The sequence below is a fragment of the Shimia sp. NS0008-38b genome (assembly GCF_040370365.1).
GTDB lineage: Bacteria > Pseudomonadota > Alphaproteobacteria > Rhodobacterales > Rhodobacteraceae > Shimia.
Genome location: NZ_BAABWQ010000003.1, coordinates 552,094 through 577,707, shown reverse-complemented (window position 1 = coordinate 577,707; position 25,614 = coordinate 552,094). Strand labels below are relative to the sequence as shown.

Sequence of the window (25,614 nt, the reverse complement as noted above, 5' to 3'; positions counted from 1 at the left end):
ATGGTCAGAGGCACTGCGTCGCGGACTTGATCGGATTGAGGGGTGAAAGGCAAGTGGGATGATCACGCAGCTGTGTGCAGACGTGCATGACCCAAAAGTTGAATTGGTGCGTACTGCTCCCACTTAGGCCTTAGGGAAGGGCCAATTGGAATACGTATTTCGCCAAACGCTGCAGGGAGCCTTGGAAAAAGTGTTTATTGAACAATCCACACATGCTTACTACGGAAACATTCCCCGTCACGATGACTTTGCCTTGATGACCGAGCTGCGCCGGTATGTACCGCTGCCGGATGATTGGGTCGTCGGCGTCGCCGATATCGTTGGGTCCACCCATGAAATCAGCCGCGGGCGATATAAGGTTGTGAACCTTGTTGGCGCTGCTGTGATTTCAGCGCAATTGAATGCGGCCCAGAAACAAGCGCTGCCTTATGTGTTTGGCGGCGATGGGGCCGGATTTGCGGTATGGCCCACCCAACGTGTGGCGGCAGAACGCGCATTGGATGACGTGCGGCGCTGGGCTCGACAAGAATACGGAATAGAGCTGCGCGTGGCGACCGTGACCGTGGGCGAGATCCGCGCCGCGGGGGCAGATGTACGCGTTGCGCGCTATGCGCCGTCGCAGGGCGTAGACTATGCGATGTTCGCCGGTGGGGGACTTGCATGGGCTGAAGCGCAGATGAAGCTAGGTGCGCTTAAGCTGGCCGAAGGGGTGAGCAGTGGCGATGCGCCGGATCTGACTGGGCTGTCGTGTCGCTGGTCTAATGTCAAAACGCAGCGCGGCGCGATTGTATCCTTGGTTGTTGCACCGCAACCTGGTGTCCCGGAGGACGAATTCGCAAAAATCGCGCGCAGCCTTGTTGCCGCCGCAAGCGGGGGGGAACGTGAAGCGCACCCCGTGCCGCGCCACGGGCCGGGCGTACAATTCCCACCGCCAGGCATGACACTTGAAGCGCGTGTGCGGCAACGTGGCAGTTATGTGCTGCGGTTGGCAGGTCTGTTTGTGAGCAATGCGTTGATTTGGGCCGTGATGAAAAGTGGGCTGCGGATTGGCGCCTTTGACCCCAAACTTTATCGTGCCGAAGTGGCGCAGAACGCAGATTATCGGAAGTTTGATGATGGACTGAAGATGACATTGGACTGTGATCCGGAATCACAGGCTGTGCTGGAAGGTATTTTGCGTGAAGCGCGGAAGGCGGGTTCGATACGATATGGAATTCATGCACAGGCAGAGGCGATGATGACCTGCCTTGTGCAGTCGCCAATGGATGCAGCCCACATGCACTTCGTGGATGGTGCCGCTGGTGGCTATGCGCTTGCGGCCCGCAACTTACGTGCGCAGGCCGCGTGACGCATCATTTGCTGCGCAGCCGGCCGACGATCCCTGTTGGGAAGAAGTAGACCGACAGGATAAAGAGCACACCGAGCCAAAGGAGCCAGCGATCTGCATTGAGCAGGTCGGGCAACAGGGGCAGCGCGCTGACGCTGTCGCCTGCGAGCGAGAGCACGCCCTGCAAGTAGTTTTGCGCAAGCACAAAGAGGGTGGCACCTATCACTGCGCCATACATCGTGCCCATCCCCCCAATCACCACCATCAGCAGGATGTCGATCATGATCTCCATGGACAACGTGGTGTCAGGGCCCACGTAGCGCAGCCAGATTGCGTAGAGCGCGCCAGCTGTGGCTGCGATGGCTGCTGACAAGCAGGTTGCAGCCACACGGTAGTGAACGACGCGGTAGCCGATGGCCTCTGCGCGAAAATCGTTTTCGCGGATCGCTTGGAGCACGCGGCCGAAAGGCGAGTTTACCACCCGTAACATCAGCAGGAACAGCAAGAAGCAGGAGATGAAGACAAGGTAGTATTTCAGAAGCTTTCCGTTCGCTTTCACGCCGAAGAGCTCGCCATCGGCAAATTTGAAAGCGGGGCCAAGCGTGCGGGGGATTTTGAAGGACAAGCCGTCCTCTCCCCCTGTCAGGCTTGAGAGTTGACTGACCAGCACAGCGACGGCGGAGGCGACCGCCAATGTGATCATCGCAAAGAAGATTGCGCGGACCCGTAGCGAAAACAGGCCAATCACAAGTGCAAGCACAGCCGCAAGTGCGGCGCCGGTGACGGTACCCACCAACATGGCATCAAAGCCGCGCCCGATGTGGGTGCTGGCCAGTGCAACACCATACGCGCCGAGGCCGAAGAACATGGTGTGAGCAAAGCTGACGATGCCGCCATAGCCCAACAGCAGATCATAAGACGCCACCAACACGATGAAGATGCAGATGCGGGCGGCTGTGTCGACCGAACGGACACCAGGAAACAAGAATGGTGCCAAGGCAAGGCAGACCAAAATCGCAATGAGGAGGACGGTCAAAATTGGCGAGCGAGGTGTGTCGCCGGACAGCAGTTTTCTCAGCATCGCTATTTCGCCTTTACCACGGGGATCATGCCCATTGGGCGCCACATCAGGATCGCCACCATGAGGGCGATGTTGGAGATCAACGCTGCTTTGGGCTCGAGAAAGGCCACGTAGTTTTGCAGCAGGCCGACCAGAAGCGCACCGATGAAGCAGCCCTCCACCGAGCCGAGCCCGCCGATGATCACCACGATGAACACAAGGATCATGGTCTGGTTGCCCATATGGGCGGTGACGACTTCTTGGTATAGGCCCCAAAGCACACCGCCCAGTCCGGCCAGCGCGGACCCTGCTACAAACACTCCGATGAAGACCAGCCGTAGGTTGTATCCAAGCGCTTGCACCATTTCCCCGTTCTCTACCCCGGCGCGCACGATCAGGCCGATCTTTGTGCGGCGCAGCGTGAAGCGCATGGCGAGAAACACCACCAGCCCAATGCCGACCGCAACCAGCCGATATTTTTCAAGCGCGGCGCCAGCAAAAGTGATCGCGCCTTTGAGGCTTTCAGGACGGGTGATGTAGATCTCTTCCGGTCCCCAAAACACGATGATCAATTGCTCCACCACAATGAGACCACCCATGGTCACAAGGATCTGTTTGAGGTGATGGCCATAAACCGGTTTTACGATCACGCGCTCAAACGCCCAGCCCATCAGGCCGGTGGCCGCCATGGCGCCTATGATCGCCACCAACATCGCTGTGAGATTCATCATCAAGCTTGGTGCGCCGGTCATATGTTCCAAGAGCAACAAGGAGGACACGCCCACAAAGGCGCCAACAGACACAAACGCTCCGTGGCCAAAGTTGATCACATCCATGAGGCCAAACACCAGCGTGAGGCCGGAAGCCATGATGAAAATCATCATCCCCATGGCGAGGCCAGATACGGTGAGGGTCAGCCAACTGGAGGTTGCGGGTATGGCGATGAACCCGGCGATGATCAGGCCGATGACCAACAGAATAGGTGCATAGGGTGCGAGCCGCTCGGCCAGCGACATGCGCGCCATGGTGGGGGCGTGTTCAGGGGCGACGCTCATGGCTGGCTCTCCTCTGCGATTAGGTTTTGGGACCGCATCAGTGGCCCTCCATGCTGAGACCCATCAGCCGCTCCTGCAGCTTTGCGTCTTCTGTTAGGTCTGCCATTTGACCGGACCAGGCCATGCGGCCGTCATCCATGACGTTGGCGCTGTCACCCAGAGCTTTGGCGACGGCAAAATTCTGCTCCACCAAAAGGATCGATGCGCCTTGGCGTTTGAGCTCTTTGATGGCGCGCGCCATGGTGGTGATGATTGCAGGCGCCAACCCTTTGGTGGGTTCATCAATCAGGTAGAGCGCGCGCTCTTCGATCATCGCACGGGCAATCGATAACATCTGTTTTTGGCCACCCGACAAAGTGCCTGCGTCTTTCTTCCAGAAGGTTTCCAGTGCAGGGAAAACCGTGAACAGCCATTGCAGGCGGGTCTGATCAATCGCGCCAGTGACAGCGGCAAGGATCATGTTTTCTTCGACAGTGAGATCCGCAAAGATCCCCATGTCTTCTGGAACAAATCCGATGCCTGTACGCGCAATGGCGGGGGTGGGCAATTTTGTGATATCTTGGCCGTCAAACATAACGCGACCTTGGTGCGCGCGCCAATGGCCAATAATGGTGCGCAGCGTGGTGGTTTTGCCAACACCGTTGCGGCCCAAAAGCATGGTGACTTCGCCGCGCGGTACGGTCAGGTCAACACTTTGCAGGATGTGGTATTGGGCGATGTTGGTAAAAACGCCCTCAAGCCTCAGGATCGGTTCAGACATTGGCCAGCGCCTCTTCGAGATCGCGGCCCATGTAGGCCTCTTGCACCACATCAGATGCCATGACCTCAGTGGGGTCGCCATCTGCGGCCAATGCGCCGTTGTGCAAAACGATAATGCGGTCGGCCAAGGTGCGGATCACATCCATCTTGTGCTCCACGAGCAATATCGCGCGGTCTTTGCGGGCCTTAAGCTCGGCGATGAGATCAAGCACCACAGGGGCTTCGTCGACACTCATCCCCGCGGTAGGTTCGTCAAACATATAGACCAGCGGATCAAGTGCGATCAGCACGGCCACCTCCAACTTGCGTTGGTCACCGTGGGAGAGTTCGGACACGATCTGTTCGGCTTGATCGGCCATGCGGATACGGGCGAGAATGTCTTGAGCTGGTTGGGTGAGTTCTTCGTGGCTGTCGGCCATCGAGAAGATATGAAACCCACGGCCAGCCTTGGATTGGATCACAAGGCGGATATTTTCCAGCACACTGAGATTGGGAAAAAGGTTGGTGAGTTGAAATGCGCGACCAACACCGAGGTGGGTGCGCTGGGCGACCGACATGCGCGTGATATTGTGACCGTTCAATATCACACGTCCCTCAGAGGCGGGAATTTGACCTGAGATCAGGTTGAAATAGGTGGTCTTGCCTGCGCCATTGGGGCCAACAATCGCGGTCAGCTCACCGGCATTAAAGCTGCAAGAAATATGGTCAACCGCCACGTGACCGCCAAAGCGCACGGTCAGGTCGGTGGTTTCCAGAATTGTGTGAGACATCAGTATGATCCCTAAAGCGGGAAAGGGCTGGTCCCGACGCGGGGACGGAACCAGCGAAGGACATTTAGTTGCGAACGGGGATGGGCAGGTCTTCAAGCTTGAGCTCGCGCACCAGCTCGGGGATCGCCCATTCGACATCGTCATCAACACGAATTTTAAAGTGATACATCGGCTGCATGGCCTGATGGTCTTCGGCACGGAATTTCATGGTGCCTTTGGGGGTTTCCCACTCCATGCCTTCCATTGCGGCGATCAGATCTTCCGTATCGGTGCCACCGGCCTTTTTGATCGCCTCAACCGCGGCGATGCCTGCGGACATGCCGCCTGCGGTGAAGAAATCAGGTGGGGTGCCAAAACGGTCTTGGTGGGTGGCCACCAACCAGTCGTTTACATCATTCTTTGGGATGTCATAGTAGTAGTAAGTTGCGCCTTCGAGGCCGGGGAAATCCTTGTAGCCTTTCATCGCCGCCAGAATGTTGCCACCGGTGGCGATTTCGACACCAAAGCGGGACGGGTCCATGGCTTGGATTTTACCCATCGGATTGCCTCCGCCAGCCCAGATGATGAAGAGCTTCTTGTCACCTTCAAGGTCTTTCATAGCTGTGAAAATGCGCTCTGCGGCGGCGGTGAAATCGGTGGTATCGGTGGGCACGTACTCTTCGTGCACAATCGACTGGCCCTGCCCATCCAATGCTTCGCTAAAGGCGGCGATGCCGTCGCGCCCAAAGGCGTAGTCTTGTGCCAACGTGGCGATGTGTACTTCTTCTCCCGCCAGCGCTATGGCGTTGGCCACTGCGTCTTGCGAAGAGTTGCGTGAGGTTCGGAAGATATAGCGATTGTAGTTGGCACCGGTGATGCTGTCAGCAACGGCAGGTTCCACAATCAGCAGTTTTTCGTACTCTTCGGCAACGGGCAGCATAGCCAGAGCGACACCGGAGCTGACAGGCCCGATCGCCAGATCGACTTCGTCATCGCCATAGGCTTCCTCCAGAAGGGCCTTGCCATTGTCGGGTTTCAGCTGGGTGTCTTTTTCGATCACAACGATTTTTTCGCCGTTGATTTCCATGGTGCCGCCGGTGGCATATTCCAGTCCCAGCATCAGCCCGTCGTGGCTTTGTTTTGCATAGGCCTCAAAGGGGCCGGTTTTGCCATAGACATGGGCAATCTTGATATCTGCGGATGCCGCGGTGGTCAGTGCCACAGCAGAAATCGCACTCGAAATGAGCCACTTCTTCATCGGTTTTCCTCCCTAAGCTCAACCGCACGTTTAAGGCGCGGCGATTGCCCTCATGGTAGGTTGATGGGAGGAAAACGGTCAATTCGGGGAAACTACGTAGGTGGTCTTGCGGATGTCAGTTCAGCGTTTTTGCAATCTCATCGGTCACAGTAAGCGCAGTCATCACATCGTCACGGGTGGCGCTGAATTGGCCCGCTTGAAACCGGATCACCAGTTTGTCATCGGTGCGTGTTTGGGTGAGATAAATACGACCATCATCATTGATCGCGTTCACCAGCCGTAGATTTAAGTTGTCTAGATCTACGACGCCGGCAGGGGCGTAGCGGAAGGTGAAGAGAGAGAGTACGGGCTCTGTGACGATTTCATAATCAGGCGTCGCGCGGAAAGCTTCACACAGCTCTTTCGCCCAAAGCACGTGGTTGCGTATCATGTCTTGCAGGCCGCCCAAACCATAGGTGCGCAGGACAAACCAGATTTTGAGGGCGCGGAAGCGGCGGCCCAAAGGCACAGACCATTCAGAATAGTTGATGACCCCGTCTTTGCCATGGGTTTTGAGGAACTCTGGCTGAATGGCGAGGGATTTCACAAGGTCATCGGGATTGCGCAAGAAGTGGGCTGAGCAGTCAAACTGAACACCTAGCCATTTGTGAGGGTTGAAGACCACGGAGTCCGCGCGTTCGACACCTTGCCACATGTCGCGAAATTCCGGGCAAATCATAGCTGCACCGGCCCAAGCCGCATCCACATGGACAAACAGGCCGTATTTTTCGGCCACATCACACACAGCGTCAATATTGTCGCTGCCGCCAGTGCCGGTGCCGCCGGTGCTGGCGATGATGCCTGCGGGTCGATAACCGGCTGCGAGGTCTGCCGCTATGGCGGTATCAAGCGCTTCGGGATCCATGCCCCGTGAGGGACCAGATGTGGGCACGCGCACGAGGTTATCTTGCCCAATACCTGTAACCCAAATGGCGCGGTCTACAGATGTATGTACCTCAATCGAGCTGTAAACCCGCAGGGTCGCTTGGCCCGGGAGGCCTTCGGCATTGCCAACCCATCCGAGTGTTTTTTCGCGCATGGTCAGCACAGCAGCCAACGTTGCGCTGGAAGCACTGTCTTGGATCACGCCCATAAAGTCGGTTGGCAGCCCAATGGATTGGCGCAGCCAGTCGATCATGCGTGTTTCCATTTCGGTCGCCGCTGGCGACGTTTGCCACAGCATACATTGCGGAGCGATGACGGTTGTGAGGAAGTCGGCCAACATGGACGGCGGCGTGGCATTGGCTGGGAAGTAAGCAAAGAAGCGTGGGTGTTGCCAATGGGTGATGCCGGGCATCACGGTTTTTTCGAAATCGGCAAACACAGCGTCCATGTTCTCACCCGACTGAGGTGGCTTAACTGGCAACGCGTTAAAGATGTCACCGGGTGCAGTTTTGGCCCGAACAGGTCGGTCACGTAGTGTCTCGTGGTAGGTTTTACCCCATTCTGCGATGCGTGCGCCCCATTGGGCGAAATCGGCCCAATTCATAAGAATTCTCCAAATGTCTGACATTTTTGTAACAGGGCAAGTGGCGTTTACAAGCCGATATGGCACCCGCAATTCAAAGAAATTGCGTTTTAAATTGTTCCGGTGCATGAATGGCCCATGACAGGTAAGAGTAATATTCCTAGTACTTCTCAGTCGCTTCCGATTGCTTTGTTGCGCGCTAGAGAGAAGGTGATGAAGCCAGCCCGGGCACTTTTGGTAGATGCCGGCGTGACAGAGCAGCAGTGGCGTGTGGTGCGTGTTTTGGTCGAAGAAGGGCCGATGGATCCGACGACGATTGCGGATCGAGCAGTGCTTTTGCTGCCCAGTCTGACGCGGATTTTGCATAAGCTGGACGAAAAAGGCCTAATTGTGCGCGCAAAAGACGACCATGACGGGCGGCGTCAAGTTATCAGCAGCACGCAGTTGGGATGCGAGCTTATTGCAAGCAACATGCCTGCCGCGAGTGGTTACGCGCAGCAGTTGCGTGATCATCTGGGCGACGACAGATATGAGAAGTTGTTGGTCCTGTTAGATGATCTGAACCAGATAAAATTCTGATTCCAGCACGTAACCTATCATGGTCTACGGCCGGTACATTTCTGGGTGTGCCGCGCGGATCGATGGGTGTTTGATGCAGACCGCTTCGACGTCGCGGATGTGAGGTAGATCGTCAAAATTCACGTGCCAACGACGCGCATTATAGAGTTGGGGCACCAAGCAAAGATCTGCAAGCGACAACGTGTCTCCATGGCTATATCGCGTTGGCTCACGTTGATTGAGGAGCGTTTCAAATGTCTCCAACCCACGCCGGATGAAGTGTGACATCCACTCTTGCGCGATCATCGGATCACTTTGTGCCGCCCCCAAGGCGCGCTTTACCACCGAAAGGTTGCAAACTGGATGCACATCGACCGCAAGGCTATAGGCCAAAGCGCGCACGTGTGCGGCATCTGATGCGGTTGGGGGCAACAATCCAAGATGACGGCTCTCATTGAGATATTCCAAAATTGCCAGAGATTGCGTCAGGCGCAGACCGTCAATTTCTAACACAGGCACAAATCCTTGTGGATTGCGCGACAGATGCTCTGGTGATGTTTGCTCTCCAGCACGCAAATCGACCGGCACACGATCAAACGTAATCTCTGCGAGATGCAAAGCGATCCGCACACGATAGCTTGCGGAGGAGCGCCAATAGTCAAAGAGCACAGCAGTCATGGCACAAATCTATTTCGGAGCTGAAGATTGGGCGGCATGAAGCGCGTCGGACAAAATACTCGGCTCACCAATGTGATTTGCGAGTATCAGGAGAAGACGGGCATTAAGCGCGTCGCTGGCCTCTTTACCTAGGCCGTCGTGCGCGGCGGTAAGCGCAGCGTAAAACTCGTCGGGCTTCTCAAAATTGGGGCTGAGGATCAGAGATGTTGGCATCGGGTCACTCCTTGCCTGTTGCACGGCGCAAGGCTGCGCGGAAATGGGGCTCATCATAGGCTTCGCGACGGGCGGCGACGTGCTGATCGGGGCGGATCAGGTATACGCCACTTGGACAGTTGCCCAGGTATTGGCGTTTGAGCGTGAGGGTGGGGTCATCTTTGATTGACAACGAAACTCGATGCGCGGTTACGCCACCCTCTGTGAGACTGTCGGGGGCATCAGCATCGATGGTCAGTAAGCAAAATTTGTTACCCAAAAGATCCAACAAGTGCCCATCACCCAAAGGGGCATCCATGCAAGGGCTACCGGGACGTGTTGTTGCAGGTGCCTGAAGTGCATCGGCCGAATTCAGACGGCTGTCATCGTAGGTGCATGGGCTGGACAACCGGCCGGAGTTCACCATCGGGCGGGCAAAGGCATGGTGCATAGACAGATCCAGAACGGCATCTCTCAAGATGTGGCTCATCTCGGTTTTGGGCGTGATGAACTCCGTCGCGTTTGTGGAGTGGCGAATGTTTTCATCCGCGGCCTGCGCGCGTTCAAAATGGTAGCTGTCAATCAGGGTTGGTGGTGCCGCTCCGTCAAGCACCAGCTTGAGCTTCCAAGCGAGGTTATCTGCATCTTGTAGGCCAGAGTTGGCACCGCGTGCACCAAAGGGCGACACCTGATGTGCGCTGTCACCAGCGAATATGGTTCTGCCATGCACAAACCGATCCATGCGACTACACTGAAAACTGTATATCGAGATCCAGTCTAGGCTGAATTTCACCTTATCTCCCAGCATCGCTCTCAGCCGCGGCAATACGTTTTCGGGACGTTTTTCACGTTCCTTGTCGATATCACGCCCCAATTGCAGGTCAATTCTCCAGAGGTTATCTGGCTGTTTGTGCAGTAGGGCGGACTGGCCTTGATTGAAGGGAGGGTCAAACCAGAACCAACGCTCAGACGGGAAGTCTGCCTCCATCACCACGTCAGCAATCAGGAAATTATCTTCAAAAACCTCTCCGTCGAAACCAATGCCTAGCATACGCCGGGTCGCGGAATTAGCGCCGTCGCAAGCCACAAGCCAATCCGCTTCTATCGTGTAGCTGCCTTCAGGTGTTTCGACCTCTAGCGCGACGTGATCGTCATGCTGGCCAACGGCCTCAACCTTGTTGCGCCCTCTGATTTCGACCGGCGCGCCTTCTTCCTGAAGTGTGCGGATGCGTTCGACAAGTATCTGTTCCAGCTTATATTGCTGAAGATTGATGAACGCGGGGCGCTTGTGGCCCTGCTCCTCTGTTAGGCTGAAATCGTAGACCTCTCGGGTGTCAAAGAACACTTTGCCTTTGTGCCATTGCACCCCTTGATCGACCATTTTCTGGCCGCATCCTAAACGGTCAAAAATTTCCAGTGGTCTTTTAGCGAAACAGATTGCACGAGACCCAAAAGAGACGCGGTCGTTGTCGTCCAACACAACAACGTCGACGCCTTGCTGCGCCAAATCAATTGCTGTGGTTAGCCCCACGGGACCGGCACCGATGATGACAACAGAGTGACGCGCGCGCGTGCCTTCTTCTTGATCGGCGCTGCGCTCATAGGCGTACAGGGGGGTATCAAAGATCTTGGTCAAGGAGTGTCTCCTTTTTCAAATGCGCGCGGATCTGACGAAATGATACCCAAAATGCGCGATGGCACCACGATCTGGATCAAAGACACCGAACTTAGCCCTGCAAAGCCTCCCACATGTCCAGATCGCGCTGTGCGGTCCATATCCGTGGGGTGTCCATGCCTCGGGCTTCGTCATAGGCACGGGAGACATTGAAAGGCAGGCAGTGTTCATAGATCGCATATTCGGAGAATTTTGGATCGCATTTTGCGCGTACGGCATCCCACGCTTCCTTTAAAGTGCCGCCACGTGCAGCAACCTTTGCCGCTGGTCGATAGGTGCTTTCGACAAAGTCGCGCGTGTTCGAAATCGCGGCTTGGACCATGTCTTTGCCGATCAATGCATCACCTCGGCCCGGTGCAATTGCATCTAGATCGAAGGCTTTGATGTTGTTGAGCGTGTCGCCCCAATCACAGAAGTGCCCGTCGCCGCAATAGCAAGCTGAGTGGTACTCTACGATATCGCCAGTGAACATGACGTTTTGATCCGGCACATGGATCACAATGTCGCCCGCAGTATGCGCGCGCCCGAGATGCATGAGATCAACTCGACGGTTGCCGAGGTAGATTGTCATCTCATCTGAGAAAGTGGTCGTTGGAAAGGTCAGGCCGGGGATGCTTTCATGCCCCTCAAACAGGCGCGGGAAACGTTGAAATTCGCTGTCCCAATCTTCTTGCCCACGTTCGACCACCATCGCGCGCGCAGCGTCACTCATGATGATTTGGTGCGCCCCATAAGCCGAGGCACCGAGCACCCGAACCGCATGGTAATGTGTCAGAACCACGTGAGAGATTGGTTTGTCGGTGACTGAGCGGACGCAGTCGATGACCTTTTGCGCCAAGCGCGGCGTGGCTTGTGCTTCGACGATCATGACGCTGTCATCGCCGATGATCACGCCCGAGTTTGGGTCGCCCTCTGCGGTAAAGGCGTAGAGGCCCTCGCCGACTTCGGTGAAGGATATGCTTTTTTCGCTGGTGTCTCCTTGGGAGGCAAATGCCATAGCCATGATTTACTCCTTGAACGTGTAGTCAATTTGCAGGATGCCACCTGGCTTTGCGGCAACATTGTTGAGAGAAAGATTGCGCTGGGTGCCCTTAGCAAAACATGGCAACCCGTCGCCGAGAAGTATTGGCATGACAAAGAGCGAAAGCTCGTCAAACATCCCAGCATCCAACGCAGCGCGTTGCGTGGCACCGCCTCCCATAACCCAAACGTGTTTGTGGCCATTGGTTTGAATCGCGTCGCGCAGATGTTCTATCGGTCCCGCAGCGGTCACGTGATCACCTGTGAAATCACGCCGATGGGTCAGTACATACCCGGCACGCTCGCCATAAGGCCAGCCCCAGCCGAGCACCTGATTGTAGGTTGTACGCCCCATTAGGACGGCGTCTACTTTTTCGATGAAAGCGTTGTAGCCGCCCGCATCTTCACTACTGCACTCTGACAAGGCTGTGTTGAATTGATCCAGCCACTCGACGCCGCCGTCAGGCGTGGCGATAAATCCATCCAAACTCATCGCGATGTAGCCGACAAAATGCGGGGCGGTTTGCATGACGTTTACCTTTTGAACGGGTCCGACAGCGCCGCCAGAATTTTGCCGGCACAGTCGCCAAACCCGATTGTATAGCCGTCACCTTTTGCCGCGCCGGACAGCGTGAGCGTGTCTCCGTCTTCAATGAAGGTGCGCGTTTCCCCAGTATTAAGAGTGAGGGGTTCTTTTCCACCCCAGCTCAGCTCCAACAGACTGCCGCGCTCTGTTTTCATTGGACCAGAGATCGTGCCTGAGCCCAGAAGATCACCTGCATTCATTGGACAGCCTGATGTGCTGTGATGTGCCAGTTGTTGTGCGGCGGAATAGTACATTTGGTTGTAGTTGGTGTGAGCGATTTCGGTAGGGAGTTTGCCTTCAGGCGCCATGGTGACCGACAGATCGATGTCATAGAGCATTGGACCGACGTCTTTGAGATGATCGAGCAGTTCGAATTCGCGCGGTGGTGTGTTGGTGCGGAAGGGTTCCAGCGCAGCCTTGGTGACGATCCACGGAGAAATGGAGGTTGCTGTGGCTTTCGCTTGGAAGGGGCCAAGCGGTTGGTATTCCCATGCCTGAATATCACGGGCGGACCAATCATTGAGCAGCACATACCCAAAGATCATGTCGTCCGCTTCTTGGACGGTAACGGGTCCATCTGAAGGTTTTCCAACAACAGCGCCGATCTCCAACTCTATGTCAAAGCGGCGGGATGGGAGGAACGCCGGTGTGTCGTGGTCTGGTGATTTGAGTTGCCCCCAAGGGCGACGGATGTCGGTGCCGGAAACCACCACCGAGGAGGCACGCCCGTTGTAACCGATTGGGATGTGCAGCCAATTGGGTGGCAGTGCATTTTCGGCGCCGCGAAACATGGTGCCGACGTTGACTGCATGATGTCGTCCTGCATAGAAATCCGTGTATTCGCTGACTGCAAACGGCATGTGTAGCGTCGCGTCAGACATTGGCAGAGAGAAAAAAGTCAATGCGTCCTGCACGCTCTCAGCGGCGTCTGCGGACAGCATCTCCTGCAACTTTGCTCGATATGAGGTCCACACCGCGGGGCCGAGTTCCATAAAATCGTTCCAGAAAGGTGCATCCAATACATCCGCATCGGGGTCCGCACGAAGAGTGCCAGCTTCTTCCAAGCCTGTCAGATCAATGATGCGGTCACCAATGGCTGTGCCGCAGCGCATCTCCCCATCTTCCACAGAGAACACCCCATAGGGCAGGTTGTTCAAAGGAAAGGGGGAAGCAGGGTCATTGGCGCTGTGAACCCAAGATTTCAACAAAGACATACGTGTTTCCTTAGCTGGCGGTTTTTAGAGAGGGATCTTTAGTCCGTCAGTGCCGATGAATAGAGGGCCAGACCACGTGCGGGAAGTTTCTGCCCGCCAGTGATCTTCGGTGAAGTTCGGGTCGTCACAGGGGACGAGATGGTTGAGCGCCAAACGCGTCACTCCCGCTTCGGTCGCTATGTGACCTGCTTCTGCAGCTGGTGTGTGACTGCGCTCCAGATGGATGCGCAATCTGTCGTCGCCATTGCCTACGCGGGCACATAGTGCGTCGATACCGGCGGAGAGCATGGCCTCATGGACCAATAAGTCTGCGTTCTTTGCGAGTTCCACCATCTCAGGGATGGGGGCCGTGTCACCGGAGAGTACAACGCTGTGCTCAGCCCCGTCAAAACGCAACGCAAAACTGTCAGAGATCGGAGGGTGCACATTGCGTATCGTGGTCACTTTGAGTGGTCCCAGTTCCATCACGCCAGGCTGCATAACGTGCAGCTGCGCAAGAGGTTCCAGGGCGGGCCGACCTTCGTCGCGCAGGCGTAACTCTACGTCAAAGGACATAGAATTCAAAAAACCTGCCCAATAGTGATCAAGGCCTTTGGGGCCGTATATCGGCACTGGTTTATTGAGACCTGCGGTCCATGCCGTGTGTAAGAGTGGTCCGAGTTCCAGATAATGATCAGAGTGCAGATGTGTGATCAAAATCGCGTCCAAATCAGTGAGCGCTACGCCTGCGTCGCACACGGCTCGGCTAACGCCAAGGCCCGCATCCACCAGCAATGTGAAGCCGTCGAGTTCTACTAATACGGAGGTGGGCATGCGGGTTTCGGGTCGGATTGCCGGTCCGCCTTTCGTGCCCAATAGCGTCACTTGATCAGTCGTCATTTGTATTCCAGTTTGAACGTCTTCTATCGGAAAACTTACTTTTTGCCCGGGGTGCCATCGAACTTCTTTTCGATGTCGACCCAGCAATCGATGTAGTCGTCTTGCACCGGCGCCTCTTTGGCCGCAAAGCGGGTCAAGTGCTGTGGAAAGCGGGTTTCGAACATAAAGGACATTGTGTTTTCGAGCTTGTCAGGCCCGAGATTGGCGTTGGAGGCCCCTTCGAAAGCGTTTTTGTCCGGGCCGTGCGGCATCATCATGTTGTGTAGGCTCATACCGCCGGGAACAAAGCCTTTCGGCTTGGCATCGTATTGTCCGTAAATATTGCCCATCAGCTCCGACATGATGTTTTTATGATACCACGGCGGGCGGAAAGTATCTTCGGCGACCATCCAACGTTCACGGAACAGGACAAAATCGATGTTTGCGGTGCCGGGGATACCTGACGGTGCAGTCAACACGGTAAAGATCGATGGGTCCGGGTGGTCGAAAAGGACGGCACCAACCGGACAGTACGTACGCAGATCGTATTTTACCGGGGCGTAGTTGCCATGCCAAGCCACCACATCTAGCGGCGATTGGTCTATGTGCGTGCGGTGGAATTGGCCGCACCATTTGACGGTCACTGTTGAGGGGGCCTCGCGATCTTCATAGGCTGCCACGGGCGCTTTGAAGTCACGTGGGTTGGCCATACAATTGGCACCGATGGGGCCCCGGCCCGGCAAATCGAATTTCTGGCCATAGTTTTCGCAAACAAAGCCGCGGGCCGGGCCTTCCAGTACTTCGACGCGGTAAACAAGTCCTCTTGGCAAGATTGCGATTTCTTTGGGTTCGAGATCTATCACCCCCAATTCCGTCGAAAACCGCAAGACGCCTTCTTGTGGGACAACCAGGAGTTCAGAATCCGCGGAAAAGAAATAGTCATCTTCCATGGATGTGTTCACCAGGTAGACATGGCTGGCCATGCCGACTTGGGTGTTTACATCGCCGGCAGTGGTCATGGTGTGCATGCCGGTGATCCACGTGAGTGGGTCTTGGGTATGGGGTACTGGGTTCCATCGATATTGTCCCAAAGACGAGATTTCCGGGTCGATGTTGGGGGCGGATTGCCAGTTTGGGACGTCGATTTTTTCGTAGCGATGACTGTGCTTCACTGAAGGGCGTAGGCGATAACACCATGTGCGCTCAACCTGCTCTGCGGTGAATGCTGTTCCAGACAACTGTTCGCCATACAGACCGTAGTTACATTTTTGGGGGCTGTTCATGCCCTGTGGAAGTGCCCCGGGTTGAGCCTCGGTTTCGTAGTCGTTGCCAAACCCGGGCATGTAACCGGAATGTGGTCCGACCATTGACGGGGCGATTTGCATGCGGCTTGGAACTGTATGTTTGGTCATCCGTGCGCTCCTGTGACGAATTTGGTTGCATTGGTAATAGTTGATTTTGTAACTAACAAGTGGGAGGCTGCATACAAAATGACTCAGAACCAAAATTTTGATCTGACGGAGTTTCTTCCGTATTTGCTCAATCAGGCGGCGGAAGAAGCCAGTTTAGGATTTCAAAAAATATACAAAGATCGATATGGAATGCTGCGCAGCGAATGGCGCGTGCTTTTCCATTTGGGGATTTTTGGGCGGCTAACAGCCACCGAAATCGGCAGTAAAGCCAAAGTGCACAAGACCAAAATCAGCCGTGCAGTACAACGATTGACCGACAGGCGATTTGTAAAAAGAGCGCGCAGTGATGTGGATCGGCGGGTAGAATGGCTGGAGCTGACACCTTCCGGGCAAGCTGCATACGAGGACCTGCAGGCGGTGGCCAAAGCATATGAGGACAAGTTGCGTATGCAATTGACCGATGAGGATGCTGAATTTCTGAAGGGTATGCTAAAGCGACTATCGATGCCCGCGCCCTAAAGCGTGACCCGTTGCAAGCGATTCGTTTGAGGTTGATGCGACTTTTGCGACAGTGCCGAAGTTGGGTGGCGATTGTTCTTGATGTGGCAACCTTGGGTGCATGAAATGCCGCAATTTGGTCCAATTTGAGCTAAAAAGCTTGAGGTTTCCGGCAGTTTTATGCCACTTTTGTCGCCATCAGATTGGATAGTTTTAGGAGTTTATGATGACTCTCTTGAGTAAAGTTAAGGTTGCTGGCGCATCTATTGCTGCGATAGCCGCTAGCGCGCCGGCTGCGATGGCCCAAAGCTATTCCGGTTGGAGTGGCTGGTGGTGGAGCTGGTGGGGTGGTCACCACGGCGGAGGAAACCACGGCGGGGGCAACCATGGTGGTGGTAACCACGGTGGTGGCTCAAACGCAGTTCCAGAAATTGACGCGGGCGCAGGGTTGCTGGCGCTGGCAGCAGTGCTTGCGACATTGGCTCTTGTTTGGGAATTACGTCGCCGACGTTCGAAGCAGGTTTAACCTTCTTCGTTTAGGCAAAACAGTTTTCTGCATGTGGGTGGGCGTTCAGATGAGCGCCCATTTTGCTGTCCATAGAGCCGCAATTGCGATCAACGCGTTTGCTGCAATATGGGCTGCAATAGCATCTGCCAAGCGTCTGTGTTGCAAATACAGAAGCCCAAAGGCCGCACCGGCGAGCGTTCCAGCGATCGCGCGATCGTGCATCAATCCAAACAGCAAACTGGACACGGTGACGGCGACAAGCGTCCAAGCCAAGTTGCTTCGGTTCAGACGCCGCAGGATGTACCCGCGGAAGAACAGTTCTTCGATGACCGGAACCAATAAGATTGTGCCGGCCAAGCGCAGAATGATCCAGGCTACATCTGGTCTTTCACCAATGACCTCAGTTGAATTTGGCGCAGTTGCAATCCAGATAATGCCAATAAGTACACCTACAGCGAGAGAGAGCGCTGAGGGGCTTTGACACAGGTCGCGCACTGCGGGCCAGAAGTACAAAAGCACAGCAATCATCAGGGCTGCACGCAGAGGATATCCATCTTCTGGATTGGGCCAAAAAGCAGAAACGATCACGCCTGACACCATCATAACAATGAACGGGATGATCGTTGCGGCGAGACGATCTGCGCGGATAGACGCGCGGTTTGTTTTGGTCAGCGGTGCGCGGTGCAGCCACTGAGCTCGATGCGCGACGATCACGACCCCGAGCGCAAGCGCAGTAAACAACAGCCAACCTGCGTACGAGTGAAATCCGTTGAGCGCATGTTCCGGGGACACATTGGCACCAATGATAATCAGGATCGCAATGCGTAGGATGTTAAACAGCCAACTTGTGAGAACGGCTAGGGGGAATAGAATGAGCCAGAAACGGCGTTGGCGCAGATCTGGACGCATCAGCAGCGCATAAAATCCCATGAAAATGGAGATAAGAGCGATGCCTTCGACGCCTGAGCATTGACTGGCAATCTGGACGTAGAACTCCTTAATGCCAATTTCAAAAGTTGGCGGGTGGACACCCACGTCGAACCCCAGCAGCGTAAGGACCAAAAATACAAGAAAGAAAGTTAGGCTGGAAAGGGTAGACCACTCCCAAATCGGACGCATGAGATCCGCGAGGTCCGGGACCAGAAAGCCGACAAATAGCGCGAGAGGCAGCATGTAGCTGTCGTTGCGCATCCATTCGCGCCAACTGTTCAAAGGGGTGATCCAAAGAAACGCACCCGCCGCAGCCATGCTCCCCCCTAGGCAAAGCAGGATGAGTGTTGGTGTGAACGCAGCGCCGATTTCCTCTGCGCCAAATAAGGACAACGGCGCGAATATCAGCGCAAGTCCCGTCACATGTGCCGCGAGCCAAGCGTAATGTCCCGGCGCAGCATGTGCAGCGGTGGCAAGCGCACGATAGGCCGCGGGTCGTAGCCAAAAATAGATCGCCATGACGGTGATCACTGACAGGCCGCGCGCTGTCATGGACCGTAGGGCGCGACAGGCGGTTTCGATCTCTGTGTTGCGGCACTCGATGGAGGCCATCACCTGATAGGCAAAAATGACCAACAGAAGTTCTGCCACGGCAAGGGCAGCCATCGTCATCAAGCGGGTCGGACGCACTGGCCTGCTATCTTGCGATATGTCCCGCCCTTGCGTCATGTCTAGAAATCAACAGAGACGCCAGGAAGGTCGAGCGCCTTTATCAACTCGCGCAGCTCTTGGCGCGCGGCGACGTTTGAGATGTTGAGTTGTTTCACACCAATATCGCGCAAGTCGAGCAGTGTGAGACCGCGCGGAAAGAGTTCGCGAAACACAACGCGTTCATTGAAACCCGGTGCGACGCGGAAGCCGATCCGTTTGGCCAGGCGGTCCAACGCTTTGCCCATTTTTTCTTTGTTCACCATCTGTTGTGCGCCCATCCGGTTGCGCATAACGATCCAGTCAATTGGTTTGAGCCCTGCTTGCGCTCTCAACTGGCGCGCATTCCAAACCATTTCGGAATAAACGGAAGGTCCAATGATTTTTTCACCGTCTTCATCAACCTTCGCCAGCAGGTCAAAATCCACAAAGCTATCGTTGAGCGGTGTGACCAAAGTATCGGCCAGAGAGTGGGCCACTTGGCTGAGGCGGGTGTGTGAGCCGGGGCAGTCAATTAGGATGAAATCATTGTCTGGTTCCAGCATGGAAACGGCGGCTGACAGTCGGTGATCATATATGTTTTCGCCAGGTTGCAGAGCATCTTGCTCAATTTCTGGTAGGTCATGATAATCTGGGCTGGGCAACTCAAGCCCCGCCTTCTGCGCAAATTTCCGGCGGTTTGCGATATAGCTGCCAAAGCTCTTTTGGCGCAGGTCCAGATCCAAGCCACCAACTTTGTGCCCCATGCGCGCCAAGGCGGTGGCGATGTGCATCGACAATGTGGATTTACCCGCGCCGCCCTTCTCGTTCCCGACCACAATGATATGTGCCATGCCCGTTGTTCCTGCTCGATGTTTCTGTGCCGCGGCTGATACGGTGCGGCCTTGTTAGTGTCTACTATATGTTGTGTTTATCCACAGGAAAAGTGGCTTAAACGCTAAGCATCGCGCCATGTTCCGGTTTCAAGCTGCTCAAGTGACCATTCTCCGATCTGAGCACGAATAAGACGCAACGTCGGGTGGCCCACAGCAGCGGTCATCCGGCGGACCTGTCGGTTGCGACCTTCCCGAATTGTAAGAGCGATCCAGCAGTCGGGGACTGATTTTCGAAACCGCACCGGCGGGGTGCGAGGCCAAAGATTATCTGGTTCATCAATACGTTGCACCTGCGCGGGTTTGGTCAACCCGTCTTTGAGTGCCACCCCTTTGCGCAGCGCACCGAGTGCGGTGTCATCGGGCGTGCCTTCGACCTGCACCCAATAGGTTTTTGCCATCTTGTGACGCGGGTCCGCGATGCGGGCTTGAAGCTTTCCATCGTCTGTCAACACCATCAAGCCTTCGCTGTCACGATCAAGACGCCCGGCCGGGTAGACCTTTGGGACGTCAATGAAGTCCGACAAGGTGCGGCGTTTGCTGCCCTCAAGGCCCTTGTCGGTGAATTGCGACAGCACATCGAAGGGTTTGTTGAAGAGTATTACACGGGTCATGAAAGCTTCCTACACGGGCGTGAGATGGGGTTGCAAGTTCCTCCGCTCTGAGGTCTGCTATGTTGCGCGAGCGTGAGGGAAAAGACCATGAATTTCAAAGATATGCAGCCAGAAACCATTTTGGCACAAGCCGGTGGTGCAATTGACATGCAAAGTGGCGGCGTGGTGCCCCCCATTCAGCCTGCAACCACGTTTGCGCGGGATGAAGACTATAACCCTCTGAATGCAAATAACGTTTATGCGCGCCCACACAATGACGTGGTGCGACAGGCCGAAGGCGTGTTGGCAGAGTTGGAAAGTGGTGCGGCTGCGCTGTTGTTTCCGTCTGGCATGGCCGCGATCGCGGCGCTGTTTCGCACGGTGCCCAGCGGCGGTCGGGTGATTGTTCAGAGCGGCATCTATTGGAATACCACCAAGTGGATTCGAGAATTTTGTAAGCGTCGTCAAATTGTTATCGATGAAGTGGATGCCAGTGATAGCACCGCTTTGGCTGCGGTTTGTGCACAGGGCCCGGCCAACGTGGTTTGGGTCGAGACCCCCTCGAATCCTTGGTTGAAAGTGACCGATGTGGCGGCGGCAAAACAGGCGGCCAAGAGCTGTGGTGCGCTGTTGGCTGTGGACAGCACGGCGGCCTCTCCGATTTTGACCAACCCCTTGAAATTGGGGGCGGATATTGTGATGCACTCGGCCACAAAAGTGATCAACGGGCACTCTGATGTGATGGGCGGGGTGCTTGTCACCAAGGAGTTGACTGCTGTCTGGGACGAGATTGTGAACGACCGCGCCAGTGCGGGCGCAATTATGGGGCCGTTTGAGGCATGGCTGCTGTTGCGCGGCATGCGTACGCTGGCGTTGCGGGTGGAACGGATGGTCGATAACGCACTGAAAATAGCGCGCTTTTTAGACGATCACCCAAAGGTCGATAGTGTTCTGTTCCCTGGTCTCGAGAGCCATCCGCAGCATGAATTGGCCAAACATCAGATGCCAGGCGGTGCCGGGTTCTTGATGTCATTTTTGGTCAAGGGTGATCGGGAGCGGGCGTTGCAAGCCGCTGGAAAGATGCAGCTTTTCCACCGTGCGACCTCATTGGGTGGGGTGGAGAGCCTTGTGGAACACCGCCACACGATTGAGCCGCACACCGGTATTCCGGACACGTTGTTGCGGATTTCGGTGGGGGTCGAAGACGCCGGCGATCTGATGTCTGATTTGGGCCAAGCTTTAGGGCAATAAGCCCAAATTTTGCACGTCGGTATTGCGTCTGTATCGCGGCTGTTTTGCGACAGTGGCGATTTGAAGAGACTCAAGCTCGCCATTGTGCGCCAAAGCACGGCCGCATACGGCCTGAGGCGCCCCCGTGCCAATCAATTGTTAATCCGTTTCGGCAAAACTCGCCGCAGCAAATTTGAGTTGGCATCGACCAGGGCAGCAGCGGAACAGGACCTTGAAGAAACGCATCAAAAATCCGGCTTTGATCTCCCCGTCTTATGAAGATCGCGGGTTGTTCAAGAAACCGCCAACGGAGTTGATTGTGAATCTGATTCCGAGATTTGGAAAGAACACCCGTGGCGATACGATCATCGCGGGATTGGTGAAAAACGACGTGGAAATTGCGGTCACATTTGCGGGCCGCAGAAAGAAACAAGCCGACGAGTTGGTAACGCTGCTAAACCGCCAGTGGGAGGCGGCAAACTATCGTCTGCCCAAAGGGACGAAAGCGCCCGAACGCAGCGACATTCGCGTGCCCACGCGGATACAGGGGTCTTGGCGCACCCGTATCGTGGAAGATGAGCAAGAATGGTACGCCCGACAGTATCAGCTTTTGGTGGCGCGTTGGGCGTTTAACACAGACAGCGGTGAGTTTCGCAGCTTTGGCGAGCCGCCGTTTCAGGAGAGGGTTGATATGAAAGCCAACGTAAAAAACTGAAGCTGAATTGACGCAAAAGGCTGCACTCAATGGCGTGACTGAGCTGGGGCACGAAACTCCGGTTCAACGTTTCAAAACCGTGTTTCGGCGACGGGGTTAAACGCCTTCAAAAATAGCTTTCATCTCAGGCAGGTCATAGTCCAAAAGCCACGGATTGAAGTCATTGTAGATTCCATGCAGCCCTTGTTTCTGTGCTGAAAACAAATTCATTCCGCGATCATCATAAACATGCAGCGCGAGCTTGTTGTCGAGGTCCACAAAATAAACTGTACCCGGTGCAATTGGCCTGATCCCCATGTCGCCGCCCAAAGTGAGCCAGAGAATTTCCTTTAAGTGATCATGATCCTGCAGCCTCGCGGCAAACAGGTGTTGGAATAGGTCACCGGTAACATCGTTTAAATAGTTCTCGTTCTGACGACGAATGCCAAGAGAGATGAAGTGGGACCTTTTTAGGCCGCATAGATTGTAGGTTTTTAGGAACCGTTTTTTGTGTTTCCTCCCGCCGTAGGACGCGGAGATCATCCAGATATTTTTTGAGTTCACGAAGAGGTTTCGGGACACCGCGTCGGCTCGGTCAAAGGCCTGCATGAAGCGACGCATGGGACGACGTGTTGAATAGGTTTCCCCTCCCAATTCAAAAGTTAACCAATATGGACAGTCATCAGTTAAGCCTCGGGGAAAGTCCAAATAGGGAAACGAAGCTGCGAATAGGTCAAGTTCAGAGGTCATCAATTGAAACGCCCTTTGCGGCAGATTTTGCGCATTGGTTGCATATCAACGTGCACGCGGCAACTCGTTTGGAGACCGCGATAGACCCGTGCCGCCCTTTGTGTAATGCCTTCGGCTTGATTCTGGGCGCGGTTGTGGTCTCTATGACGGCAAAATCCACCCCGCTCAGGGGCCACTCCATGAAACTCGAATTTCACCACATCAATTTTGTCTCCCACGATGTGGATCAGTTGCATGATTTCTATACGCGGGTGCTGGGGTTGGGGGATATTTCGCAGGAGGAGTTTCCACGCACGTAGGCCGACGATACCACCGGCTATGACGGCAAGATCCGCTTTGCCACCGATGGCGACATGCAGATGCACTTGGCCGAACGGCGGGTAGGGGGCTTTTGATCCTATTGGAATAGCCTTGGCCCAACGCCAGAATCAGGAGCCGAATTGGTCATGCATTTCGGGGCGATTCCACTCCAATAGCCACGTTCCGAACCGCTGGTACAAAGGACGCAGAGCGTTATTGTCGGTCGCAGCTACGTCCATGCCGCGATCGTCATATGGATGCAGCACGAGATTCTGCGCAAAATCTACCAAAAACACATCGGTGCTAAGTCTTGGCCGGATGCCAAGCTCGGCGCCTAGGGTCAGCCAAAGTACTTCTTGTCTTTGGCTGTGCTCCGTCAGTTGGGTCGCGTCCCAATAGCGATGTATGTCGCGGCCACAATCTTCAATGTGGTCAGTATCGTTTTGTGCAACAGCGCCCAAATGGGTGAAATCAGCCAATGCAAGCCCGCAGTGTTTTAGGGGTTTGAGGCGTTTTTTCGGGCGGGGTGTCTCACCGTAGTAAGAGGTAAGCAGCCAGAGTGTTTCGGTCTCTTTGAACAGCGCGTCGGCCACAGTGCTGGCCCGCTCTAGCGCTTGATTGAAGCGCTTGAGGGGACGGGAGGTTGGAACATCCTCTCCCCCGAGTTCAAACCGCAGCACGTGATCCCATTCGTAAAACAGAGCGTGGGGAAATTCGGTGCAAGGAAATTTGTGGTCAAATGGCGCGAGAATATTGGTCATGGTCGGATTCTAAGGCGTGCAGAGCGAGGCGCAACCTCTGGTGGGTGCCGTGTGCTTTAGGGAGGCGGGGTTTCGCGCTTGCACTTTGCCTGAGCTGTGGTCTCAATGCTGAATGATGCAGGTAAGATCATAGGAGCCGCCCCATGAAACTCGAATTTCACCACATTAATTTTGTTGGCGATGATGTGGATCGGCTGCATGATTTCTACACCACCGTGCTGGGGCTGGCCGACATCCCGCAATCTGAGTTTCCGCGCACAGAGGCGGATGAGAAGACCGGGTATGATGGCAAAATCCGATTTGCCACCGATGGTGATATGCAGATGCACTTGGCCGAACGGCGGTTGGATGTGGCCTTTGTAAACGGGCAGGTGATCAATCCGGTCGAGCGCGGGCACATTGCGTTTCGCACCGATGATCTGGAGGCATTTTTGAAAGTGCTGGAGGCGCACAATGTGCCGTATTCCGATTATGGCACGGCCTTTGCCAAAGAGTGGCATCAGGTGTTTTTCCACGATCCCGAAGGCAATGTGATCGAGGTGCATCAACAAGTGCACACCGCAGGCTGAGTGGTGTCGCGCGGCAGGGCAAACTGGCCCTATACACTCAGTGGCCGCGCGCCTAGCGTGGGCCCATGACAGATCACCCCAGTCTTGACAGTCGCTATAGCTGGACCCGGCTTGCCATCACGCTGTTGATCGGCGTCTTTGCCAATGTTGGCATGTGGGCGGTGATTGTGGTGATGCCTGCGGTGCAGGCGGAGTTTGGCATCGATCGGGCGCAGGCATCGCTGCCCTATGTGCTGACGATGGTGGGATTTGCCGTTGGCAATTTTGTTATTGGCCAAGCGGTGGACCGCTGGGGGGTGACGCGGGCGTTGATTGGCGCGGCGGTGCTGAGTTCGGTGAGCTACGGCGTGGCGGCGATGAGCGGCTCGGTGGTGATGCTGTCGTTGGTGCATCTGTTTTTGGGCTTTGGCACAGCTGTGGGGTTTGGTCCGCTGATTGCGGATGTATCGCTTTGGTTTCAGAAGCGACGTGGGATTGCGGTGGCGGTGGCGGCTAGTGGCAACTACCTGTCCGGCGCAATCTGGCCAGTGTTGTTGTCTGGTGTGTTGCGTGATCATGGCTGGCGGGCGGTGTTCGTTGTGCTGGCCGTGATGACGGTGGTGGCCGTGGTGCCCTTGGCGTTTTTGTTGCGGCCCAAAGTGCCGATGGAGGCGTTGGCCGCGCAGGACAACGCAGCCCAAGCGCGGCAGGCAGGCGCGCCGATGAAACCTGCCCCGTTGATGTGGGTTTTGGGGCTGGCCGGAATTGGCTGTTGTGTCGCGATGAGCATGCCGCAGGTGCATATCGTGAGTTTCTGCGTGGATTTGGGGTTTGGCGCCGCAGTGGGTGCAGAAATGCTGGCGTTGATGTTGATGGGGGGGGTGGTGAGCCGCTTGATCAGCGGATTGGTCGCGGACAGGCTTGGCGGTGTGCTGACCTTGTTGATTGGGTCGGTGCTGCAAGCGGGCGCGTTGTTTTTGTTCTTGCCGTTTGACGGCTTGGTGCCGCTGTATTTGGTCAGTCTCGCCTTTGGCTTGGCGCAGGGCGGGATTGTCCCGGCCTATGCTTTGGTGGTGCGGGAATACATGCCTGCCAAAGAGGCCGGGAGCCGGGTGGGCTTTGTGATGATGGCAACGATCATGGGTATGGCGTTGGGCGGATGGATGTCGGGGTGGATCTACGACATCAGCGGCAGCTATGAATTGGCGTTTGTGAACGGCATTGCGTGGAATGCATTGAATATCGGGATCATGGGAATGATCCTGATCAAAGCCCACCCGCGGCTTCGCAGGGTGTGACCCGGCGGCGGTATTC

At 55.5% G+C, this 25,614-nt stretch carries 28 protein-coding genes; 9 read left to right on the top strand and 19 right to left on the bottom strand.

Annotated elements, in window-relative coordinates:
- The first annotated feature begins 145 nt into the window (after positions 1-145).
- On the top strand, positions 146-1,348 hold the full coding sequence (locus ABWV47_RS14970; RefSeq protein ID WP_353313201.1) for a DUF3095 domain-containing protein: 1,203 nt from the start codon (positions 146-148) through the stop codon (positions 1,346-1,348).
- Positions 1,349-1,352: 4 nt separating this feature from the next.
- Here ABWV47_RS14970 and ABWV47_RS14965 read toward each other — a convergent pair whose 3' ends face one another.
- The 6 genes from ABWV47_RS14965 to ABWV47_RS14940 form a co-directional block, all read right to left on the bottom strand.
- Positions 1,353-2,408: a branched-chain amino acid ABC transporter permease gene (locus ABWV47_RS14965; protein ID WP_353313199.1), complete on the bottom strand. Its 1,056-nt coding sequence runs from the start codon at positions 2,406-2,408 to the stop codon at positions 1,353-1,355.
- Between the two features lie 2 nt (positions 2,409-2,410).
- Positions 2,411-3,442, bottom strand: coding sequence for a branched-chain amino acid ABC transporter permease (locus tag ABWV47_RS14960; protein WP_353313197.1), 1,032 nt, complete (start codon positions 3,440-3,442; stop codon positions 2,411-2,413).
- Positions 3,443-3,479: 37 nt separating this feature from the next.
- On the bottom strand, positions 3,480-4,202 hold the full coding sequence (locus ABWV47_RS14955) for an ABC transporter ATP-binding protein (RefSeq protein ID WP_353313195.1): 723 nt from the start codon (positions 4,200-4,202) through the stop codon (positions 3,480-3,482).
- Positions 4,195-4,971: an ABC transporter ATP-binding protein gene (locus ABWV47_RS14950; protein WP_353313193.1), complete on the bottom strand. Its 777-nt coding sequence runs from the start codon at positions 4,969-4,971 to the stop codon at positions 4,195-4,197. Before ABWV47_RS14950 ends, ABWV47_RS14955 begins: the two co-directional genes overlap by 8 nt.
- A 64-nt stretch (positions 4,972-5,035) precedes the next feature.
- Complete coding sequence (locus ABWV47_RS14945) at positions 5,036-6,208, bottom strand: substrate-binding domain-containing protein (RefSeq protein WP_353313191.1); 1,173 nt, start codon at positions 6,206-6,208, stop codon at positions 5,036-5,038.
- Between the two features lie 115 nt (positions 6,209-6,323).
- On the bottom strand, positions 6,324-7,736 hold the full coding sequence (locus ABWV47_RS14940; protein WP_353313189.1) for a pyridoxal phosphate-dependent decarboxylase family protein: 1,413 nt from the start codon (positions 7,734-7,736) through the stop codon (positions 6,324-6,326).
- A 117-nt stretch (positions 7,737-7,853) separates the two neighbouring features.
- On the opposite strand from ABWV47_RS14940, the gene hpaR reads away from it, so the two are divergent.
- On the top strand, positions 7,854-8,294 hold the full coding sequence (gene hpaR / locus ABWV47_RS14935; protein WP_353313187.1) for a homoprotocatechuate degradation operon regulator HpaR: 441 nt from the start codon (positions 7,854-7,856) through the stop codon (positions 8,292-8,294).
- Positions 8,295-8,318: 24 nt separating this feature from the next.
- Here hpaR and maiA read toward each other — a convergent pair whose 3' ends face one another.
- The 8 genes from maiA to hmgA form a co-directional block, all read right to left on the bottom strand.
- Positions 8,319-8,951 (bottom strand): maleylacetoacetate isomerase, encoded by a 633-nt coding sequence (gene maiA, locus ABWV47_RS14930; RefSeq protein ID WP_353313185.1) that lies wholly within the window; start codon positions 8,949-8,951, stop codon positions 8,319-8,321.
- Between the two features lie 9 nt (positions 8,952-8,960).
- Complete coding sequence (locus tag ABWV47_RS14925; RefSeq protein WP_353313183.1) at positions 8,961-9,164, bottom strand: DUF2783 domain-containing protein; 204 nt, start codon at positions 9,162-9,164, stop codon at positions 8,961-8,963.
- Positions 9,165-9,168: 4 nt separating this feature from the next.
- On the bottom strand, positions 9,169-10,779 hold the full coding sequence (locus tag ABWV47_RS14920) for an FAD-dependent oxidoreductase (RefSeq protein ID WP_353313181.1): 1,611 nt from the start codon (positions 10,777-10,779) through the stop codon (positions 9,169-9,171).
- Positions 10,780-10,870: 91 nt separating this feature from the next.
- Entirely contained in the window at positions 10,871-11,821 is a 951-nt protein-coding gene (locus ABWV47_RS14915; RefSeq protein WP_353313179.1) for an MBL fold metallo-hydrolase, read from the bottom strand.
- Positions 11,822-11,824: 3 nt separating this feature from the next.
- On the bottom strand, positions 11,825-12,367 hold the full coding sequence (locus tag ABWV47_RS14910) for a dihydrofolate reductase family protein (protein ID WP_353313177.1): 543 nt from the start codon (positions 12,365-12,367) through the stop codon (positions 11,825-11,827).
- 5 nt (positions 12,368-12,372) lie between these two features.
- Positions 12,373-13,638 carry a fumarylacetoacetase gene (gene fahA, locus ABWV47_RS14905; RefSeq protein WP_353313175.1) on the bottom strand — a complete coding sequence of 422 codons (1,266 nt, stop codon included), beginning with the start codon at positions 13,636-13,638 and terminating at the stop codon, positions 12,373-12,375.
- 24 nt (positions 13,639-13,662) lie between these two features.
- A complete protein-coding gene (locus ABWV47_RS14900) occupies positions 13,663-14,517 on the bottom strand; it encodes an MBL fold metallo-hydrolase (protein WP_353313173.1) in 855 nt (284 codons plus the stop codon).
- Positions 14,518-14,552: 35 nt separating this feature from the next.
- Positions 14,553-15,908, bottom strand: a complete 1,356-nt coding sequence (hmgA, locus tag ABWV47_RS14895; protein ID WP_353313171.1) for a homogentisate 1,2-dioxygenase — start codon at positions 15,906-15,908, stop codon at positions 14,553-14,555.
- Positions 15,909-15,986: 78 nt separating this feature from the next.
- Here hmgA and ABWV47_RS14890 point away from each other — a divergent pair, with 78 nt between their 5' ends.
- Both ABWV47_RS14890 and ABWV47_RS14885 read left to right on the top strand, forming a co-directional pair.
- The gene (locus tag ABWV47_RS14890; protein WP_353313898.1) at positions 15,987-16,427 is read left to right on the top strand and encodes a MarR family winged helix-turn-helix transcriptional regulator; all 441 of its coding nucleotides are present in this window, start codon (positions 15,987-15,989) and stop codon (positions 16,425-16,427) included.
- Between the two features lie 205 nt (positions 16,428-16,632).
- Complete coding sequence (locus tag ABWV47_RS14885; RefSeq protein WP_353313169.1) at positions 16,633-16,932, top strand: VPEID-CTERM sorting domain-containing protein; 300 nt, start codon at positions 16,633-16,635, stop codon at positions 16,930-16,932.
- A gap of 45 nt (positions 16,933-16,977) precedes the next feature.
- Here the strand turns inward: ABWV47_RS14885 and xrtE are convergent, their stop codons facing one another.
- The 3 genes from xrtE to ABWV47_RS14870 form a co-directional block, all read right to left on the bottom strand.
- The gene (gene xrtE / locus ABWV47_RS14880; protein ID WP_353313167.1) at positions 16,978-18,516 is read right to left on the bottom strand and encodes an exosortase E/protease, VPEID-CTERM system; all 1,539 of its coding nucleotides are present in this window, start codon (positions 18,514-18,516) and stop codon (positions 16,978-16,980) included.
- 59 nt (positions 18,517-18,575) lie between these two features.
- Positions 18,576-19,385, bottom strand: a complete 810-nt coding sequence (locus ABWV47_RS14875) for a division plane positioning ATPase MipZ (protein WP_353313165.1) — start codon at positions 19,383-19,385, stop codon at positions 18,576-18,578.
- A 104-nt stretch (positions 19,386-19,489) separates the two neighbouring features.
- A complete protein-coding gene (locus ABWV47_RS14870) occupies positions 19,490-20,038 on the bottom strand; it encodes a pseudouridine synthase (protein WP_353313163.1) in 549 nt (182 codons plus the stop codon).
- An 87-nt stretch (positions 20,039-20,125) separates the two neighbouring features.
- Here ABWV47_RS14870 and ABWV47_RS14865 point away from each other — a divergent pair, with 87 nt between their 5' ends.
- Both ABWV47_RS14865 and ABWV47_RS14860 read left to right on the top strand, forming a co-directional pair.
- Positions 20,126-21,268, top strand: coding sequence for a trans-sulfuration enzyme family protein (locus ABWV47_RS14865; protein WP_353313161.1), 1,143 nt, complete (start codon positions 20,126-20,128; stop codon positions 21,266-21,268).
- 211 nt (positions 21,269-21,479) lie between these two features.
- Entirely contained in the window at positions 21,480-21,962 is a 483-nt protein-coding gene (locus ABWV47_RS14860; protein WP_353313159.1) for a hypothetical protein, read from the top strand.
- 96 nt (positions 21,963-22,058) lie between these two features.
- Here the strand turns inward: ABWV47_RS14860 and ABWV47_RS14855 are convergent, their stop codons facing one another.
- Complete coding sequence (locus ABWV47_RS14855) at positions 22,059-22,691, bottom strand: DUF3885 domain-containing protein (RefSeq protein ID WP_353313896.1); 633 nt, start codon at positions 22,689-22,691, stop codon at positions 22,059-22,061.
- A gap of 179 nt (positions 22,692-22,870) precedes the next feature.
- On the opposite strand from ABWV47_RS14855, the gene ABWV47_RS21060 reads away from it, so the two are divergent.
- On the top strand, positions 22,871-22,990 hold the full coding sequence (locus ABWV47_RS21060) for a VOC family protein (protein ID WP_502959710.1): 120 nt from the start codon (positions 22,871-22,873) through the stop codon (positions 22,988-22,990).
- A gap of 129 nt (positions 22,991-23,119) precedes the next feature.
- On the opposite strand, the gene ABWV47_RS14850 is transcribed toward ABWV47_RS21060, so the two are convergent.
- Positions 23,120-23,752, bottom strand: coding sequence for a DUF3885 domain-containing protein (locus ABWV47_RS14850; RefSeq protein ID WP_353313157.1), 633 nt, complete (start codon positions 23,750-23,752; stop codon positions 23,120-23,122).
- Between the two features lie 143 nt (positions 23,753-23,895).
- On the opposite strand from ABWV47_RS14850, the gene ABWV47_RS14845 reads away from it, so the two are divergent.
- Both ABWV47_RS14845 and ABWV47_RS14840 read left to right on the top strand, forming a co-directional pair.
- The gene (locus ABWV47_RS14845) at positions 23,896-24,321 is read left to right on the top strand and encodes a VOC family protein (protein ID WP_353313155.1); all 426 of its coding nucleotides are present in this window, start codon (positions 23,896-23,898) and stop codon (positions 24,319-24,321) included.
- 65 nt (positions 24,322-24,386) lie between these two features.
- A complete protein-coding gene (locus ABWV47_RS14840) occupies positions 24,387-25,598 on the top strand; it encodes an MFS transporter (RefSeq protein ID WP_353313153.1) in 1,212 nt (403 codons plus the stop codon).
- Positions 25,599-25,614 lie beyond the last annotated feature (16 nt).

What these genes read in the sequence shown, in the direction of transcription:
- ABWV47_RS14965 (WP_353313199.1), bottom strand. Translation starts at nt 2,408, where the DNA reads ATGCTGAGAAAACTGCTGTCCGGCGACACACCTCGCTCGCCAATTTTG.
- ABWV47_RS14960 (WP_353313197.1), bottom strand. Translation starts at nt 3,442, where the DNA reads ATGAGCGTCGCCCCTGAACACGCCCCCACCATGGCGCGCATGTCGCTG.
- ABWV47_RS14955 (WP_353313195.1), bottom strand. Translation starts at nt 4,202, where the DNA reads ATGTCTGAACCGATCCTGAGGCTTGAGGGCGTTTTTACCAACATCGCC.
- ABWV47_RS14950 (WP_353313193.1), bottom strand. Translation starts at nt 4,971, where the DNA reads ATGTCTCACACAATTCTGGAAACCACCGACCTGACCGTGCGCTTTGGC.
- ABWV47_RS14945 (WP_353313191.1), bottom strand. Translation starts at nt 6,208, where the DNA reads ATGAAGAAGTGGCTCATTTCGAGTGCGATTTCTGCTGTGGCACTGACC.
- ABWV47_RS14940 (WP_353313189.1), bottom strand. Translation starts at nt 7,736, where the DNA reads ATGAATTGGGCCGATTTCGCCCAATGGGGCGCACGCATCGCAGAATGG.
- hpaR (WP_353313187.1), top strand. Translation starts at nt 7,854, where the DNA reads ATGACAGGTAAGAGTAATATTCCTAGTACTTCTCAGTCGCTTCCGATT.
- maiA (WP_353313185.1), bottom strand. Translation starts at nt 8,951, where the DNA reads ATGACTGCTGTGCTCTTTGACTATTGGCGCTCCTCCGCAAGCTATCGT.
- ABWV47_RS14925 (WP_353313183.1), bottom strand. Translation starts at nt 9,164, where the DNA reads ATGCCAACATCTCTGATCCTCAGCCCCAATTTTGAGAAGCCCGACGAG.
- ABWV47_RS14915 (WP_353313179.1), bottom strand. Translation starts at nt 11,821, where the DNA reads ATGGCTATGGCATTTGCCTCCCAAGGAGACACCAGCGAAAAAAGCATA.
- ABWV47_RS14910 (WP_353313177.1), bottom strand. Translation starts at nt 12,367, where the DNA reads ATGCAAACCGCCCCGCATTTTGTCGGCTACATCGCGATGAGTTTGGAT.
- fahA (WP_353313175.1), bottom strand. Translation starts at nt 13,638, where the DNA reads ATGTCTTTGTTGAAATCTTGGGTTCACAGCGCCAATGACCCTGCTTCC.
- ABWV47_RS14900 (WP_353313173.1), bottom strand. Translation starts at nt 14,517, where the DNA reads ATGACGACTGATCAAGTGACGCTATTGGGCACGAAAGGCGGACCGGCA.
- hmgA (WP_353313171.1), bottom strand. Translation starts at nt 15,908, where the DNA reads ATGACCAAACATACAGTTCCAAGCCGCATGCAAATCGCCCCGTCAATG.
- ABWV47_RS14890 (WP_353313898.1), top strand. Translation starts at nt 15,987, where the DNA reads ATGACTCAGAACCAAAATTTTGATCTGACGGAGTTTCTTCCGTATTTG.
- ABWV47_RS14885 (WP_353313169.1), top strand. Translation starts at nt 16,633, where the DNA reads ATGACTCTCTTGAGTAAAGTTAAGGTTGCTGGCGCATCTATTGCTGCG.
- xrtE (WP_353313167.1), bottom strand. Translation starts at nt 18,516, where the DNA reads ATGACGATGGCTGCCCTTGCCGTGGCAGAACTTCTGTTGGTCATTTTT.
- ABWV47_RS14875 (WP_353313165.1), bottom strand. Translation starts at nt 19,385, where the DNA reads ATGGCACATATCATTGTGGTCGGGAACGAGAAGGGCGGCGCGGGTAAA.
- ABWV47_RS14870 (WP_353313163.1), bottom strand. Translation starts at nt 20,038, where the DNA reads ATGACCCGTGTAATACTCTTCAACAAACCCTTCGATGTGCTGTCGCAA.
- ABWV47_RS14865 (WP_353313161.1), top strand. Translation starts at nt 20,126, where the DNA reads ATGAATTTCAAAGATATGCAGCCAGAAACCATTTTGGCACAAGCCGGT.
- ABWV47_RS14855 (WP_353313896.1), bottom strand. Translation starts at nt 22,691, where the DNA reads ATGACCTCTGAACTTGACCTATTCGCAGCTTCGTTTCCCTATTTGGAC.
- ABWV47_RS21060 (WP_502959710.1), top strand. Translation starts at nt 22,871, where the DNA reads ATGAAACTCGAATTTCACCACATCAATTTTGTCTCCCACGATGTGGAT.
- ABWV47_RS14850 (WP_353313157.1), bottom strand. Translation starts at nt 23,752, where the DNA reads ATGACCAATATTCTCGCGCCATTTGACCACAAATTTCCTTGCACCGAA.
- ABWV47_RS14845 (WP_353313155.1), top strand. Translation starts at nt 23,896, where the DNA reads ATGAAACTCGAATTTCACCACATTAATTTTGTTGGCGATGATGTGGAT.
- ABWV47_RS14840 (WP_353313153.1), top strand. Translation starts at nt 24,387, where the DNA reads ATGACAGATCACCCCAGTCTTGACAGTCGCTATAGCTGGACCCGGCTT.